Origin of the sequence: Variovorax sp. VaC1, assembly GCF_043658315.1 — a bacterium.
Taxonomy (GTDB): Bacteria; Pseudomonadota; Gammaproteobacteria; order Burkholderiales; family Burkholderiaceae_C; genus Variovorax.
This window is the reverse complement of the sequence record NZ_JBIGLT010000005.1, coordinates 602,042-616,776: the sequence shown is the minus strand read 5'-3', so window position 1 is coordinate 616,776 and position 14,735 is coordinate 602,042. Positions and strand designations below refer to the sequence as shown.

General features: G+C 66.4%; 15 protein-coding genes. 11 read left to right on the top strand and 4 right to left on the bottom strand.

Annotated features, from left to right (window positions below; all coding sequences use genetic code 11):
- Positions 1 to 487: 487 nt before the first annotated feature.
- Positions 488 to 1,030: a hypothetical protein gene (locus tag ACGLHS_RS22960; RefSeq protein ID WP_394483509.1), complete on the bottom strand. Its 543-nt coding sequence runs from the start codon at positions 1,028 to 1,030 to the stop codon at positions 488 to 490.
- 121 nt (positions 1,031 to 1,151) lie between these two features.
- Here ACGLHS_RS22960 and ACGLHS_RS22955 point away from each other — a divergent pair, with 121 nt between their 5' ends.
- Positions 1,152 to 2,132, top strand: a complete 981-nt coding sequence (locus ACGLHS_RS22955) for a LysR family transcriptional regulator (protein WP_394483507.1) — start codon at positions 1,152 to 1,154, stop codon at positions 2,130 to 2,132.
- Positions 2,133 to 2,245: 113 nt separating this feature from the next.
- Here the strand turns inward: ACGLHS_RS22955 and ACGLHS_RS22950 are convergent, their stop codons facing one another.
- Positions 2,246 to 2,419: a hypothetical protein gene (locus ACGLHS_RS22950; RefSeq protein WP_176801149.1), complete on the bottom strand. Its 174-nt coding sequence runs from the start codon at positions 2,417 to 2,419 to the stop codon at positions 2,246 to 2,248.
- Between the two features lie 125 nt (positions 2,420 to 2,544).
- Between ACGLHS_RS22950 and ACGLHS_RS22945 the strand changes: the two genes are divergently transcribed.
- A complete protein-coding gene (locus ACGLHS_RS22945; protein WP_394483505.1) occupies positions 2,545 to 3,351 on the top strand; it encodes a metallophosphoesterase in 807 nt (268 codons plus the stop codon).
- Positions 3,352 to 3,591: 240 nt separating this feature from the next.
- Positions 3,592 to 4,962, top strand: coding sequence for an amidase (locus tag ACGLHS_RS22940; protein ID WP_394483551.1), 1,371 nt, complete (start codon positions 3,592 to 3,594; stop codon positions 4,960 to 4,962).
- Between the two features lie 10 nt (positions 4,963 to 4,972).
- Here the strand turns inward: ACGLHS_RS22940 and ACGLHS_RS22935 are convergent, their stop codons facing one another.
- Together ACGLHS_RS22935 and ACGLHS_RS22930 are read right to left on the bottom strand one after the other, a co-directional pair.
- Positions 4,973 to 5,590, bottom strand: coding sequence for a TetR/AcrR family transcriptional regulator (locus tag ACGLHS_RS22935; protein ID WP_394483503.1), 618 nt, complete (start codon positions 5,588 to 5,590; stop codon positions 4,973 to 4,975).
- A 96-nt stretch (positions 5,591 to 5,686) separates the two neighbouring features.
- Positions 5,687 to 6,421 carry a GntR family transcriptional regulator gene (locus ACGLHS_RS22930; RefSeq protein ID WP_394483501.1) on the bottom strand — a complete coding sequence of 245 codons (735 nt, stop codon included), beginning with the start codon at positions 6,419 to 6,421 and terminating at the stop codon, positions 5,687 to 5,689.
- A 286-nt stretch (positions 6,422 to 6,707) separates the two neighbouring features.
- Between ACGLHS_RS22930 and ACGLHS_RS22925 the strand changes: the two genes are divergently transcribed.
- The 8 genes from ACGLHS_RS22925 to ACGLHS_RS22890 all read left to right on the top strand — a co-directional run bounded on the left by ACGLHS_RS22925 (position 6,708) and on the right by ACGLHS_RS22890 (position 14,527).
- On the top strand, positions 6,708 to 8,039 hold the full coding sequence (locus ACGLHS_RS22925; RefSeq protein ID WP_394483499.1) for a Rieske 2Fe-2S domain-containing protein: 1,332 nt from the start codon (positions 6,708 to 6,710) through the stop codon (positions 8,037 to 8,039).
- A gap of 11 nt (positions 8,040 to 8,050) precedes the next feature.
- Positions 8,051 to 9,517 (top strand): glutamine synthetase family protein, encoded by a 1,467-nt coding sequence (locus ACGLHS_RS22920; RefSeq protein ID WP_394483497.1) that lies wholly within the window; start codon positions 8,051 to 8,053, stop codon positions 9,515 to 9,517.
- A gap of 19 nt (positions 9,518 to 9,536) precedes the next feature.
- Entirely contained in the window at positions 9,537 to 9,860 is a 324-nt protein-coding gene (locus ACGLHS_RS22915; RefSeq protein ID WP_394483495.1) for a 2Fe-2S iron-sulfur cluster-binding protein, read from the top strand.
- A gap of 107 nt (positions 9,861 to 9,967) precedes the next feature.
- Entirely contained in the window at positions 9,968 to 11,164 is a 1,197-nt protein-coding gene (locus ACGLHS_RS22910; protein ID WP_394483493.1) for an ABC transporter substrate-binding protein, read from the top strand.
- A 55-nt stretch (positions 11,165 to 11,219) separates the two neighbouring features.
- Positions 11,220 to 12,080, top strand: coding sequence for a branched-chain amino acid ABC transporter permease (locus tag ACGLHS_RS22905; protein ID WP_394483491.1), 861 nt, complete (start codon positions 11,220 to 11,222; stop codon positions 12,078 to 12,080).
- Positions 12,077 to 13,042, top strand: a complete 966-nt coding sequence (locus tag ACGLHS_RS22900) for a branched-chain amino acid ABC transporter permease (RefSeq protein ID WP_394483489.1) — start codon at positions 12,077 to 12,079, stop codon at positions 13,040 to 13,042. The genes ACGLHS_RS22905 and ACGLHS_RS22900 overlap by 4 nt, the downstream gene beginning before the upstream one ends.
- Positions 13,042 to 13,809 carry an ABC transporter ATP-binding protein gene (locus ACGLHS_RS22895; RefSeq protein WP_394483549.1) on the top strand — a complete coding sequence of 256 codons (768 nt, stop codon included), beginning with the start codon at positions 13,042 to 13,044 and terminating at the stop codon, positions 13,807 to 13,809. Before ACGLHS_RS22900 ends, ACGLHS_RS22895 begins: the two co-directional genes overlap by 1 nt.
- Positions 13,802 to 14,527, top strand: a complete 726-nt coding sequence (locus ACGLHS_RS22890; protein ID WP_394483487.1) for an ABC transporter ATP-binding protein — start codon at positions 13,802 to 13,804, stop codon at positions 14,525 to 14,527. Before ACGLHS_RS22895 ends, ACGLHS_RS22890 begins: the two co-directional genes overlap by 8 nt.
- Positions 14,528 to 14,735: the final 208 nt, after the last annotated feature.

Sequence of the window (14,735 nt, the reverse complement as noted above, 5' to 3'; positions counted from 1 at the left end):
AGCACCGTCAACTTTCGAGGACTTTTTTCTCAACCCGCATGCAGATCAATCCCTAAGGACCTCACCACCTGCACATCGCATCGCTGCAATATCTGTCGAGCCCGCGATTATCTACTGTTTTTTGAGTCCCGGTCAACTTTCGCCAACTTTTTTCGCTTCGGCACTTCAGCCCCAGAAAGCCTCGATCGGGAGACTGCCTCGTCCGTCCTGAGTACGGGCCGGCCCCCGCCTCGGTTCCACACCCTTCTCAGCAAGAGAGCCCCCTCGCTAACTAGCAACGTGGTCCATTGGAAGATGACCTCCCAACCAGGCGACGTCCTCTTGGCGTGTTCAGCCCGCGACCCCTCATACATATATAGGGAGGCCTCAGTGCCATTACTTGCCCCCTCTCGAAAGAAGGCTCTACATCGCCTCATTCAAGGCAAGCACAGCAAACAATGAAAAAAGCCGCCCAAAGGCGGCTTTCCGTTGCATGCATCGCTGCTACTTAGTAATAGCGCGAGTTGTTCATGCGGCGCATCGCTTCGTACAGCGTGGGCATGCGCACTTCCTGCGAACGGCTGCTCATGCGGGCCACCGCGTCGATCTTGGCGACTTCGGACACCGACACGGTGCCTTCCGACTGCTGGCGCCAGACGGCGGCCTGCAGTTCCTGCATCACGCGCGGATCGCTTTGCGCGGTTTGCAGGAAGCGAGCGTCAGCGCGAGCCGAAGCACGACGCTGGGCAGCTGCGCGCCAGGCGGCGGCAAGACTCGTCTTGCGCACCGAACCTGCGAAAACCGCGAACAAGGCGATGGCGGCAACGCAGAACACGGCCCAGGCAGCGAGCAGACCACCTTCGTTCCAGTTCGAAACGAGCGAGTCGGTCACCACCAGCACAGCGGCCGCGATGGCGACGATCAGCAGTGCGATGAGCGGGCGGGCGCCGTTGGCACCGGCGCGGGCGGCCTGGATCTGGCCGAAGAGAACCTCGGCACGACGCACGCCGGGGTGAACAGTAGGTTGGTCAACGTGAACGAAGCTGGTCATGATGCATCCCTCCTGGGACAGTGAAGATCAGTGGTGGCAAAGAGTGCCGATGGGGTGATATTAGGGATTACCCCAGTGTTTTGCCACTTTATCTTTCTGATGTTTATCATTCATAGAACTGATGGACGTCAACTTTCGCACGCTCGACCTCAACCTGCTCCGCGTCTTCGACGAGGTGATGGCGGAGCGCAACCTCACGCGCGCCGCCCGCAACCTGTCGATCACCCAGCCGGCCGTGAGCAACGCACTGCGGCGCCTGCGTGAAGTCCTGGGTGACGAGCTGGTGCGCCGCTCGGGCGCCGGCGTGGAGCCCACGCCGCGAGCGCTGGCCCTGTGGCCGACCGTGCGCGACGCCCTGCGCCAGTTGCAGCACACGCTGGCGCCCGGCGAGTTCGATGCCGGAACCGCCGACACCACTTTCCTGCTGGCAATGGCCGACGCCACCGCGGCCGAACTCATTCCGGGCCTCGTGCAGATTGCCGAAAGGGAAGCGCCCGCCATTTCGCTGCGCGTGCTGCCCCTGACGACGCGCGATCCGCGCCGCATGCTGGAACAGGAAGAGGTCGACATGGCTGTTGGCTACTTCCCGGCGGTGATCGCCAGCCTCGCGGCGCGCGGGCAGTCAGGGGTGGGGGTGGCTTTCGAGACCCAGCGGCTCTACCTGGGCCAATATGTATGCGTGATGCGCCGCGACCATCCATTGGCAGGCGCGCCTTTGACGCTCGACAGCTACTGCGCCGCGCGGCACCTGCTGGTGAGCTTTTCGGGGCGACCTTATGGCTTCATCGACCAGACGCTGGGCGCCATGGGGCGCGAACGACGCATCGTGGTGACGGTGAACCAGTTCTTCACGGCAGGCCGGGTCGTGGCCAATTCAGACTTGCTGACCGTGCTGCCGCGCCACTTCGTGACCGTGACTGGCATCGACGATCAGTTGGTGCTGCGCGACTTGCCTTTCGACCAGCCGCCGGTGCATGTGGATGCCGTCTGGCACCGGCGCGCCCAGCACGGGCACGCGCATGAGTGGCTGCGCACCGCGCTGTTGCGCTCGGCGGCAGCGGCTTTCGCCGGATCGGTCCTGGGACAGAAAATCCCGCAATAGACCGGGCTCTTCATGGAACACCAAGATGCCAGGCTTAGCTTGGCATCGGATGTTGCCCCCGGCAGGGGTTGGCGAAGCGACACGAAGTGCGCAACGCCCAGGGGGCGAGTCGATTACCTGACGACGCTGAGCCAGGCGCTGGCTGCGGCGCGCAGTTCCTGCGCGTGGTGGGCACCACGGCCGGCGCGAACGTCGGCGCTTTCCATCAGGGCGGCCGCGTGGCTGGCGGGGGCGTCGACGGGCGTGGAGCGAAAGAAACGGGCCACTTGGGCAATGAGGCTGAACATGACAGTGCGCGGCTTTTGGCTGCGCTGGAGTGGTTGATGCTCCAAGATTAAGGGTTATCCCTAACAAAACAAGCCCCACCTTATGCGCTTCATGCATGGGGCAATTCACCTAGACTGGCCCGACGATGAAGCTGCAACTGCTCTCCGACCTGCACCTGGAGTCCCATCCCCACTTCCGTGCCGAGCCTGTTCCGGGCGCCGACATGCTGATCCTGGCGGGCGACATCGGCTCCTACCAGCAAGGCTCCCGCCTCACCGACACCGACTTCGGCCTGGGCCGCTTTTCGCCCCGCAATGGCTGGCCCGTGCCAGTCGTCTATGTGCCGGGCAACCATGAATACGACAACGTCGACTTCGACGAAACCCACGAGCGGCTGCGCACGCTCTGCGAAGAGCTGGACATCCTCTGGCTGGAGCGCGAAACCCGCGTGATCGACGGCATCCGCTTCGTCGGCACCACGCTCTGGGCCGATTTCGATGCGCTGGTCGAGCCCACCGATGGCCTGGCCGAAGCGCTCAAGAAGCGCGGCAAGGCGATGCGGGCGGCCGATTTCTACCTTGAAAAAGCGGCCACCATGCGTAACGGCGAGCTGTTCCTGGCCGCGCAACTGCGCGAACAGGCGCTCGCCTGCCAGGCATGGCTCGAGCAAGCGCTGACCGAGCCCTTCGACGGCACCACGGTCGCCATCACCCATTTCGCTCCGAGCCTTGCAAGCGCCGATCCGCGCTATGGCCTGACGCCCGGCACAGCCGGCTTCTGCAATGCACTCGACGGTCTGCTGCCCCACGCCAAGCTGTGGCTGCATGGCCACCTGCACAGCCCCTTCGACTACATGAAGAACGGTTGTCGCGTGGTGGCCAATCCGCTGGGCTACAAGCGCAATGGCGAGCAGGAAGGCTTTCGCCCCGACCTGCTGATCGACGTGCGCTGACCCAACCGCAGCGCCGTAACGGCCCGCAACCTTCCCACCACGCCGGCTGTGTAGACTGCCGCGAGCCCATCCCATCCATCCCCGGAGGAGAGCGCCATGACCTCGCAATCGTCACCCCAACCGCGCCGCACCTTCCTGCAACACACGGCAGGCGCCGCAGCAGCAGTCGGCATGCTGTCCCTGCTGCCCAAGGCGCTGGCGCAGACACAAATGCAAGCGCCCGATGCCGCCGGCAAGGCGATGGGCCAGCTGTCGATGAGCGAGATGGCGCGCCGCCTCGCGGCCGGGACGCTCAACAGCAGCCAGCTGGTCGAAGAAGCACTGGCCGCCATCCAGAACCCCGCCGGCGAAGGCGCGCGCACCTTCATCCAGGTGCATGCCGAATCGGCCCGTACCGCCGCCGCCCGGCTCGACGCCGACCGCAAGAGCGGCCGCGCCGCCGCCTCGCCCATCGCGGGCATTCCCGTCTCGCTGAAAGACCTGTTCGACGAAGCCGGCATCACCACGCTTGGCGGCTCGACGGTGCTGATCGGCCAGCCGCCGGCCGCGCGCGATGCGATCGTGGTCGAGCGGCTGCGGCGCGCCGGCGCGATCATCGTCGGGCGCACCAACACGGTCGAGTTCGCCTACACAGGCCTGGGCATCAACCCGCACTACGGCACGCCGAAGAACGTCTACGACCGCGCGACCGGCCGCATCCCGGGCGGCTCGACCTCGGGCGGCGCCATCTCGGTGGCCGACGGCATGGCGGCCGGCGCCATCGGCACCGACACCGGCGGCTCGCTGCGCATTCCTTCCGCGCTGAATGGATTGGTGGGCTTCAAGCCCACGCAGCGCCGCATTCCGCTCGATGGCGTGATGCCGCTGTCGACCTCCTTCGACTCCGCCGGGCCGATGGCCTGGACGGTGGAAGACTGCGCCCTGCTCGACGCGGTGCTGACCGGCGAGCTGCCGCGGCCGCTCAAGGTGCCGCCGTTGCGTGGTCTGCGCTTCGCAGTGCCCAAGACCTTCTTCCAGGACGACCTGTCGCCCCAGGTCGCCACGGCCTTTGCGGCGGCGCTGTCCAAGCTCTCGGCCGCCGGCGCCACCGTCACCGAGTTGCCGATGGCCGAGTTCGCGAAGGCCCCGACCATCAACCCGCGCGGCATGATCACCGCCGCCGAGGCCTTCACCTGGCACCGCGAGTTCATCAAGACCGGCGCGGCCAAATACGACCCACGCGTGCTGGCCCGCATCAAGACCGGCGAAACCATCACCGCACCCGACTACCTGCAACTGCAGGCGCTGCGCCGCCAGTTCATCCGCTCGATCAACACGGCCGCCGCCGGCTACGACGCGATGCTGATGCCCACCACGCCCGACATCGCGCCCCCGATTGCCGAGGTGCTGAAGGACGACGACACCTATTACCGGATCAACGGCCGCATGCTGCGCAACCCATCGGTGGTGAACCTGTTCGACGGCTGCGCGCTGTCGGTGCCCTGCCACGAGGCAGGCGCGGCACCGGTCGGCCTGATGGTCGCCGGCATCGGCAACACCGACCACCGGTTGCTGGCAGTCGGCGCGGCGGTCGAAGCGGTGGTCACGCCGCGGCGCGCGTTCAGCAGCTGAAGCTCTTCGTTCAGCGCGTGGCCAAGCCGTCGAAGCAGGTCGCGAGCACCAGCTCGACGATCTGCTCGTCGCTCTGCTGCCCGCCCGCCTTGAGAAAACCGAGCACCGGATCGCAGGCGCGCGCGAACAACGTGTAGAGCACCGCAATCGCCGGCAGCTTCGGGTTCAGCGTGCCATCGGCCTGCGCGGCCTGGATCCAGCCGCCGAGCTGGTCGCTGATCGTCACGAGGCGGTCGAGATAGCCCTTGTTGTTCATGAGCGTGGCGCGCAAGGTCGAGTTCTGGTGTGGCAGCGAAGGCATCTCGCCGGCCAGCTGCACCTGCATGGCCCAACGCACCACGGCGCGCAGCTTGGCGACCGGCGCGTCGGCGGCCGGCACCGACGCCAGGAAGTCCAGCGTGCGCTGCATGACCCGCACCATCGCGGCGGCGGCGAGGTCTTCCTTGCTTGGAAAGTGCTTGTAGAGGCTGGCCTTGGCGATGCCGACCGAGGCGGCGACCTCGTCGACCGTCATCGACTCGAAGCCCTTCTCGGCCAGGAGGCGGTTCGCGGTCTGAACGATGGCCTCCTCGCGGGCCAGCAGCATCTGTTCCTTGAATGAGGTCTTGGCGGGGGCAGCGGCATTCATGCCGGAAATTCTAGTCTTGGGCGTCGCCGACCAGACGAGGCGGATGCCGAAAGACCACCCAGTCTTTTACAGACCGATCAGTTGCAACCGCCAAACTCAGGCGCTGCGGCCCTTCGAGACAAGCCGGATGCCCGGCATCAGCTCCGCCGCCAGCTCCGGTCGCTCCAGCGCGTAGTCGAGGTTCATGCGCGCGATCTCCACGTGCTCCTCGCCCAGCGCCTGCGCGCGCGAACCCTGGCCGCGCTCGATGGCCTGCACCATCGCGTGGTGCGTGCGGTGCGCCTGCCGCATCCATTGCTGGCCCTCTTCCATCGACGACTGCATCGGCAGCATCGCACTCGGCGCGGCGAATGGCTGGCCGCCCAGCATGTCCATCACCCGCTTGAGCGCGAGGTTGCCGCAGCCTTCGAGGATCAGCTTGTGGAAGCGGTCGTTCATCTCGACGTAGGCCGCGTAGTCGTCGATCTCCATGCTGGGCTTGTTGACCGCCCGGTCGCCGTCTTCAAGGCATTCCTTCAGGTCGCGCAGCAGCTGGCGCGAGGCGCCGTCTTCCGCCAGCAGGCGCGCGGCAAAGCCCTCGATCACGCCGCGCACGCGAATGGCGTCGGCCACTTCCTGCGACGTGAAGCGGCGCATCTGATAGCCGCCACTGGGCGATTGTTCGATCAGGCCTTCGTGCTCCAGGCTGGCGAGCGCCAGGCGCACCGGCGTGCGCGAGGCTTCGAGTTTCTCGGCGAGCGGGATCTCGGCCAGCCGCTCTCCGGGCACGAATTCGCCCTTGAGAATCAAGTCGCGCAGCTGCACGAGCACGCGGGATTGTTGGGAGTCCATCGGGAGGCGCCAGGGAAGAGGAATGAGCGGATTCTAGGAGACCCGTCCAACACTGCACGCAGCATGTTTACCCTGGCTCGCTTGTTGCATGCACTTCTTCACAACAAGTGTCAAAAACACACGCTACGCTCAGCGTTTACCCTGAATTTCGGCCTTCCAAGCCCCAATTCAGGGCGAAATCGCAGATGAAAGTTTGACCCGGATCGAGGATCACCAAGACAATGCATACAGTTGCATGCAATGCCTGCAAGCCTCTTTCCAAAGAACCCACGATGGAGCCCGCACGATGATCAGCGCAGAGCAAAACGATTTCATCACCCGCGTCGGACGCGACGCCCCCGCCGGCAAGCTGCTGCGCCGCTACTGGCAGCCGGTGGCCCTGGTCGACGAACTGGCGGGCCCGCGCCCGGTCAAGCCGGTGAAGCTCATGGGCCAGGACTTCGTCCTGTTCCGCGACGAGAGCGGCCAGCTCGGCATGCTCGACCGCGACTGCCCGCACCGCGGCGCCGACCTCGCCTTCGGCCGCCTCGAAAACGGCGGCATCCGCTGCGCCTTCCACGGCTGGCTGTTCGATGCCAAGGGCAACTGCCTCGAAACCCCCGCCGAGCCGCCCACCAGCAAGCTGTGCAGCCGCATCAAGCAGTCGGCCTATCCGGTGGTCGCAAAGAGCGGCGTGGTGTTCGCCTACATCGGCGAGGGCGAGCCCCCGGCCTTCCCCGAGTTCGACTGCTTCGTGGCGCCCGACAGCCACACCTTCGCGTTCAAGGGCCTGTTCGAATGCAACTGGCTGCAGGCGCTCGAAGTAGGCATCGACCCCGCGCACGCCTCGTACCTGCACCGCTTCTTCGAGGACGAAGACACGTCGGAAAGCTACGGCAAGCAGTTCCGCGGCGCCTCGGCCGACTCCGACATGCCCATCACCAAGGTGCTGCGCGAGTACGACCGCCCCGACATCAGCGTGGAACCCACCGACTACGGCTTCCGCCTGAAGGCGCTGCGCAAGCTGTCGAAAGACACCACCCACGTGCGCGTGACCAACGTGGTGTTCCCGCAGGCCTTCGTGATCCCGATGAGCGCCGAGATGACCATCTCGCAGTGGCACGTGCCGGTCGACGACACGCACTGCTACTGGTACGCCATCTTCACCAGCTTCACCGGCCCGGTCGACAAGCAGCAGATGCGCGACCAGCGCCTGAAGCTCTACGAACTGCCCGACTACACCTCGCGCAAGAACAAGCGCAACAACTACGGCTTCAGCATCGAAGAGCAGCTCACCGAAACCTACACCGGCATGGGCGACGACATCAACGTGCACGACCAGTGGGCGGTGGAGTCGCAAGGCGCCATTCAAGACCGCACGCGCGAGCACCTGGGCAGCACCGACAAGGGCATCATTGCCTACCGCCGCGTGCTCGTGAAGGCCATCGAAGCCACGCTGGCCGGCGAGACCGCCCCCATGCTGATCGACGCCGCGCAAGCCAGCGCGATGACCGGGCCGCCCTCCATCGACGGCATCGGCCACGTCAGCGACGAAGCAGCCACCGAGACCTACTGGCAAGAGGCCGACCGCGCGCGGCGCCTGAAGTCCGACTGGGCCGCCGCACGGCTCGCCGCCTGAGCACGCACGCCATGAGCAGCAGCAATAACAACAACGGCAGCAACAAGTTCGTCGACCGCTTCGGCCTCTGGTCCGACGACCAGCATGCGCAGGCCCGAGAGCTGGTGCGCCGCATCGACAGCGGCGAGGTCGACGTGGTCCGCTTCGCCTGGCCCGACCAGCACGGCCTGCTGCGCGGCAAGACGCTGGTCGCCAGCGAGGCGCGCTCGGCCCTGTGGGAAGGCGTGAACCTCACCTCCACGCTGCTGGCCAAGGACACCTCGCACAAGACCGTGTTCCCGGTGTTCAGCGCCAACGGCGGCTTTGCCATCGAAGGCCTGCAGGGCGGCGCCGACTTCACCATCGTGGCCGACCCCGCCACCTTCAAGGTGCTGCCGTGGGCGCCCCGCACCGGCTGGGTGCTGTGCGACGCCTACATGGCCGACGGCAAGCCCTGCCCCTTCGCGACGCGGCAGATCCTGCAGCGCGCGGTGCGCCAGCTCGATGAGTTCGGGCTCGACTTCATCGCCGGCCTCGAAGTCGAGTTCCACGTCTTCAAGCTCGAAGACGCGCGCATGGGCCTGGCCGATTCGGGCCAGCCCGGCGAGCCGCCGCGCGTGTCGCTGCTCTCGCACGGTCACCAGTACCTCACCGAGTTGCGCTACGACCGCGTCGATGAACTGATGGAGCTGCTGCGTTCGAACCTCATCGCGCTCGGCCTGCCGCTGCGCTCGCTCGAGATCGAATTCGGCCCGAGCCAGTTCGAACTGACCTTCGGCCCTACGGCGGGCGTGATGCCGGCCGACACCATGGTGCTGCTGCGCAGCGCCATCAAGCAGATCTGCCAGCGCGCCGGACTGCACGCCACCTTCATGTGCCGCCCGAAGATTCCGAACGTGATGTCCAGCGGCTGGCACCTGCACCAGTCGCTACGGCGCAAGAGCGACGGCGTCAACGCGTTCATGCCCCAGGCCGAAGGCCAGGACCTGAGCGACATCGGCATGCACTACCTCGGCGGCCTGAAGGCGCATGCCTGCGGCGCAGCCGCGCTCGCGAGCCCCACGATCAACGGCTACCGGCGCTATCGCCCGTTCTCGCTCGCGCCCGACCGCGCGATCTGGGCACGCGACAACCGCGGCGCGATGCTGCGCGTGCTCGGCGGCGTGGGCCAGAGCGCATCGCGCATCGAGAACCGCGTGGGCGAGCCGACGGCCAATCCGTACCTGTACCTCGCGTCGCAACTGTTCTCGGGCCTGGACGGCATCCGCAACAGCATCGACCCCGGCCCCTCCGCCGATGCACCGTACGAAACACCGGCCGAGCAACTGCCGCGCTCGTTGAGCGATGCCCTCGCCTGCCTGCGCCGCGACGAGATGCTCAACAAGCAGATGGGCAAGGTCTTCATCGACTACCTCTGCCACATCAAGGAAGCGGAAATCGCCCGCTTCAACCTCGAAGTCTCGGAGTGGGAACACCGCGAGTACTTCGACATGTTCTGAACGAGCCCCAAGAACAACAATGCCCACGATCCACTACATCCTCAAGGACGGCTCCACGCGCGAGGTCGACGCCAAGATCGGCGCCAGCGTGATGGAAACCGCCATACGCGGCAACGTGCGCGGCATCGACGCCGAGTGCGGCGGCTGCTGCTCCTGTGCCACCTGCCACGTCTACGTGGACGACGCCTTCATCGACCTGCTGCCACCACCGGACGACATGGAGAGCGCACTGCTCGACGCCGTCGCCTCCGAGCGCAGGTCGGGCAGCCGGTTGAGTTGCCAGCTCAGCGTGACCGCGGCCTTCGATGGCCTCACGGTGCGCGTGCCCGATACACAGGTTTGACGGGCGGCTCGGGCATCATCGCCCGCTGCCGCACATCCGGTTACACGACAGCAGCGCCCGACGGGGCGCATTCCATTCCACCTGAAAGGCCCTTTCGAATGACGCCAATGACGATGACCAAGAGAACCATCCTCTCGACCCTGCTGCTGGCGAGCCTCGGCGTGTGGGGCACGACCGCCGCGCAAGCCGCCGACGAGCCCCTGCGCATCGGCCTCATTGCCACCTACTCCGGCCCTTATGCCGACTACGGCCGCCAGTTCGACGCCGGCATCGCGCTCTATCTGAAGGAGCACGGCGGCAAGGTGGGCGGCCGCACGGTCGAGATCATCAAGAAAGACACCGCCGGCCCCGCGCCCGACGCCGCCAAGCGCATCGCGCAGGAGCTGATCGTGCGCGACAAGGTGAGCGTGCTCACCGGCCTGGACTTCAGCCCCAATGCGTACGCCGTGGGCGCCATCGCCACGCAGGCCAAGATCCCGACCCTCGTGATGAACGCGGCGTCGTCGGCCATCACCACCAGCTCGCCATACGTGGCGCGCCTGTCGTTCACCGTGCAGCAGGTCACCGACCCGATGGCGCGCTACATGCTCAAGCAGGGCATCAAGGACGCCTACACCGTGGTCGCCGACTACGCCTCGGGCGTCGACGCCGAGACCGCGTTCAAGAAGACCTTCACCGCCGGTGGCGGCAAGGTCTCGGGCGAAGTGCGCACGCCGATGAACAACCCCGACTTCTCGGCCTACGTGCAGCGCATCAAGGACGCCAAGCCCCAGGCCGTGTTCTTCTTCTTTCCCTCGGGCGTGATGCCGCCGGCCTTTCTGAAGGTGTGGAAAGAGCGCGGCATGGAACAGGCCGGCATCAAGCTCTTCGCCACCGGCGAGGCCACCGACGACAGCTACCTCGACGCCACCGGCGACGTGGCGCTGGGCCTGGTCACCAGCCACCACTACTCGTTCGCGCACCCCTCGCCCAAGAACCAGAAGTTCGTGAAAGACTTTGCCGCCGACAACGGCACCAAGTTGCGCCCGAGCTACTTCGCCGTGACCGCCTACGACGCGATGGCCGCCATCGACCTGGCGCTCGCCAAGACCAAGGGTGACACCGGCGGCGACAAGTTCATGGAAGCGCTCAAGGGCCTGAGCTTCGAGAGCCCGCGCGGCCCGATCGAGATCGACCCGGTCACGCGCGACATCGTGCAGACCGTCTACATCCGCAAGACCGAGCGCGTGAACGGCCAGCTGGTGAACGTCGAGTTCGACAAGTTCGACCGCGTGAAGGACCCGGCCAAGGAAGCCGCCAAGTAAACAGCCAGCAAGCAAGCAACCCGGGCCGCAAGGCCCTGGCAGCGACGGGAAATCCATGGGAATCGTGATCTTCGACGGGGTGGCCTACGGCATGCTCCTGTTCCTCATCGGGGTGGGCCTGTCCATCACGATGGGGCTCATGAACTTCGTCAACCTCGCGCACGGCAGTTTCGCGATGGTGGGCGGCTACGCCGCGAGCGTGCTGATGAACCAGTGGGGCGTGGGCTTCGGCCTCTCGCTGGTGGCCGCCTTCGTGGCGGCGGCGCTGGTGGGCGCGGCGCTGGAGCTCGTGTTCTACCGGCGCCTGTACCGCGCGCACCCGCTCGACCAGGTGCTGCTGTCGATCGGCGTGGTGTTCGTCTCGATCGCAGCCTTCACGTATTTCTACGGCCCGACGATGCAGCCCTTCACGCTGCCGCCGGCGCTCGACGGACAGGTCTCGCTGCTGGGCCTCGAAGTGGGCCGCTACCGGCTCTTCTTGATCGGCTGCGGCGTGGCCGTGCTCATCGCCTTGCTGCTGGGCCTGGGCAAGACCCGCTACGGCGCGATGGTGCGCGCGGCGGTCGACAACCAGCGTGTGGCGGGCGGCACGGGCATCAACGTGCAGCGCCTGTTCTTCTTGACCTTCTCGCTGGGCTGCGGCCTCGCGGGCCTGGGCGGCGCGCTGAGCCTGGGCATGCTGGGGCTGGAGCCGTCGTTCCCGCTCAAGTACCTCGTGTACTTTCTGATGGTGGTGTGCGTGGGCGGTGCGGGCACCGTCACCGGGCCTTTCATCGCGGCGCTGCTGGTCGGCATCGTCGACGTGGCGGGCAAGTACTACCTGCCTGAAACCGGCGCCTTTCTCATCTACGTCTTCATGATCGTCATGCTGCTGGTGCGGCCGAACGGCATCGTGGCGAAGAAGGGGATCGCATGAAAACCTTCACAGCCTCCCCTGCGCAACTGCGCCTTGCCGAAGCCGTCTTCTGGCTCGCGCTCGCGTCGAGCTTCTTCCTGTTGCCCGACAAGCTCACGCTGATGAGCCAGATCATGATCTTCGGGCTGTTCGCGGTGTCACTCGACATGGCGCTCGGCTACGCGGGCATCCTCACCGTCGGCCATGCGGCCTTCTTCGGCGCGGGCGCGTACGCGGCGGGCCTCCTGGCCAAGTACGGCTGGAGCGAGCCCTTCACCGGCCTCGTGTTCGCGCTGGTCGTGAGCGGCCTGCTGGGCTATGCGCTGAGCTACCTCGTGGTGCGCGGCGCCGACCTCACGCGGCTGATGATCACCATCGGCGTGTGCGTGCTGCTGTTCGAAGTGGCCAACCGGCTCTCGGGCATCACCGGCGGCACCGATGGCTTGCAAGGCGTGGTCATCGCGCCGGTGCTCGGCCTCTTCGACTTCGACCTCTACGGCAAGACCGCATTCGGCTACGCCTTCGGCGTGGTGCTCGCGATGTTCCTGCTGGTGCGGCTGGTGCTGCGCTCGCCCTTCGGCCTAGCGCTGCGCGGCATTCACGACAGCCGCAAGCGCATGACCGCCATCGGCTCGCCCGTGGAAGCGCGGCTGCGCATGGCCTATGCCTTCTCGGCCGCGGTGGCCGGCGTGGCCGGCGCGCTGCTGGCACAGACCACGCAGTTCGTCGGCATCGAATCGATTAGCTTCAACCGCTCGGCCGAGGTGCTCATCATCCTGGTGCTGGGCGGCACCGGGCGCCTGTACGGCGGCATGATCGGCGCCATCGTCTACATGCTGGTGCACGACTGGTTCGCGGACATGAACCCGCAGTACTGGATGTTCTGGCTCGGCATCTTCCTGATCGCGGCCGTCATGCTGGGCCGCGGCGGCATCATGGGCGCGCTGTCGCGCTTCGTTCGCACGGGGAGGAAGGCGCGATGATGAGTTCATCCACCACGCACACCCTGCGCACGCAGGGCCTGGGCATCCGCTTCGGCGCCTTCCAGGCGGTGAGCGACGTCAACCTCTCGCTCGAACCCGGCGCGCGGCAAGCATTGATCGGCCCCAACGGCGCCGGCAAGACCACGCTCATCAACCTGCTGACCGGCGTGTTCAAGCCCACCAGCGGGTCGATCCAGATGGGCGATCGCGACATCACGCGCCTGTCGAGCGACAAGCGCGCCCGCATGGGCCTGGCGCGCACCTTCCAGATCAACACGCTGTTCCCCAGCCTCACGCCGCTGCTGTCGGTGGTGCTGGCGATCAGCGAGCGCGAAGGGCTGGGCGCCACTTGGTGGCGGCCGCTCACGGGCTGCACGGCGGTGTTCGACGAAGCGCATGCGCTGCTCGGCACGCTCAAGCTCGACAGCCTCGCTGATGTGCCCGTGGCCGAGCTGGCCTACGGCAAGCAGCGGCTGCTCGAGATCGCACTCGCACTCGCAGCCAAGCCGCGCATCCTGCTGCTCGACGAACCGGCGGCCGGCGTGCCAGAAGACGAAAGCGGCGAGCTGTTCGAGGCCATCGCAGCGCTGCCGAGCGACATCAGCGTGCTGTTCATCGAGCACGACATGAAGCTGGTCTTCCGCTTCTCGCGTCGCATCTCGGTGCTGGTGGGCGGTCGCATCCTCACCGAAGGCACGCCCGCCGACATCGGTTCCGACCCGCGCGTGCGCGAGGTGTATCTGGGAAGTTCGCATCACCATGTCTGAAGAAGTACTCGCCTTCGACCACGTCACCGCCGGCTACGGCAATGCCGTGGTGCTCGACCGTCTCGACTTTTCGCTGCAGCAGGGCGAAAGCCTTGCCGTTCTCGGGCGCAACGGCGTGGGCAAGACCACGCTGCTCGAAACGCTGATGGGCAACACCCGCGTGATGCAGGGCGCGATCCGCTGGCAGGGTGCGGACATCACGCGCTGGCCCTCGCACCAGCGCGTGCGCGCGGGCCTGGGCTGGGTGCCGCAGGAGCGCGAGGTGTTCCCTTCGCTCACCGTCGAAGAAAACCTCACGGTGATCGCGCGGCTGGGCGGCTGGAACTTGAAGCGCGTGTACGACTTCTTTCCGCGCCTGCGCGAGCGACGCGGCAACTACGGCAACCAGCTGTCGGGCGGCGAGCAGCAGATGCTGGCCATCGGCCGCGCGCTGATGACCAACCCCAAGCTGCTGTTGCTCGACGAGCCGATGGAAGGCCTCGCGCCGATCATCGTGGAAGAGCTGGCTGTGGCGATCCGCCGGCTGTGCGAGTCGGAAGGGCTGGCGTCGATCGTGGTCGAGCAGCATCCGGTGCTGGCACTGGAGATGACGCACAAGGCCATCGTGCTGGAGCGCGGCACCGTGGTGCATGCGGGGCCGAGCGCGGCGCTTGCGTCTGACAAGGGCTTGCTCGAAGGGCTGCTGGGGGTGGGGATTGCCGAGGAGCAGGCGGCCTGAATGCGCTGTGCGGTCCCTCTTTGGGATTGCCGTTCGGGGCGCGTGCGGATGACACCGGGTACTCCCCTCCGCGAATGTCCCCCGGGGCTGCGCCCCTCCTCCTCTTTTATTTCGCTGCTGGGAGCACCCGGTGCCATTCGCACGAGGGCACGCTGTGGGAGTGCCGCCGATCAACCAGTGCTCGGATAACGCTCACGCCGTCGGCGTG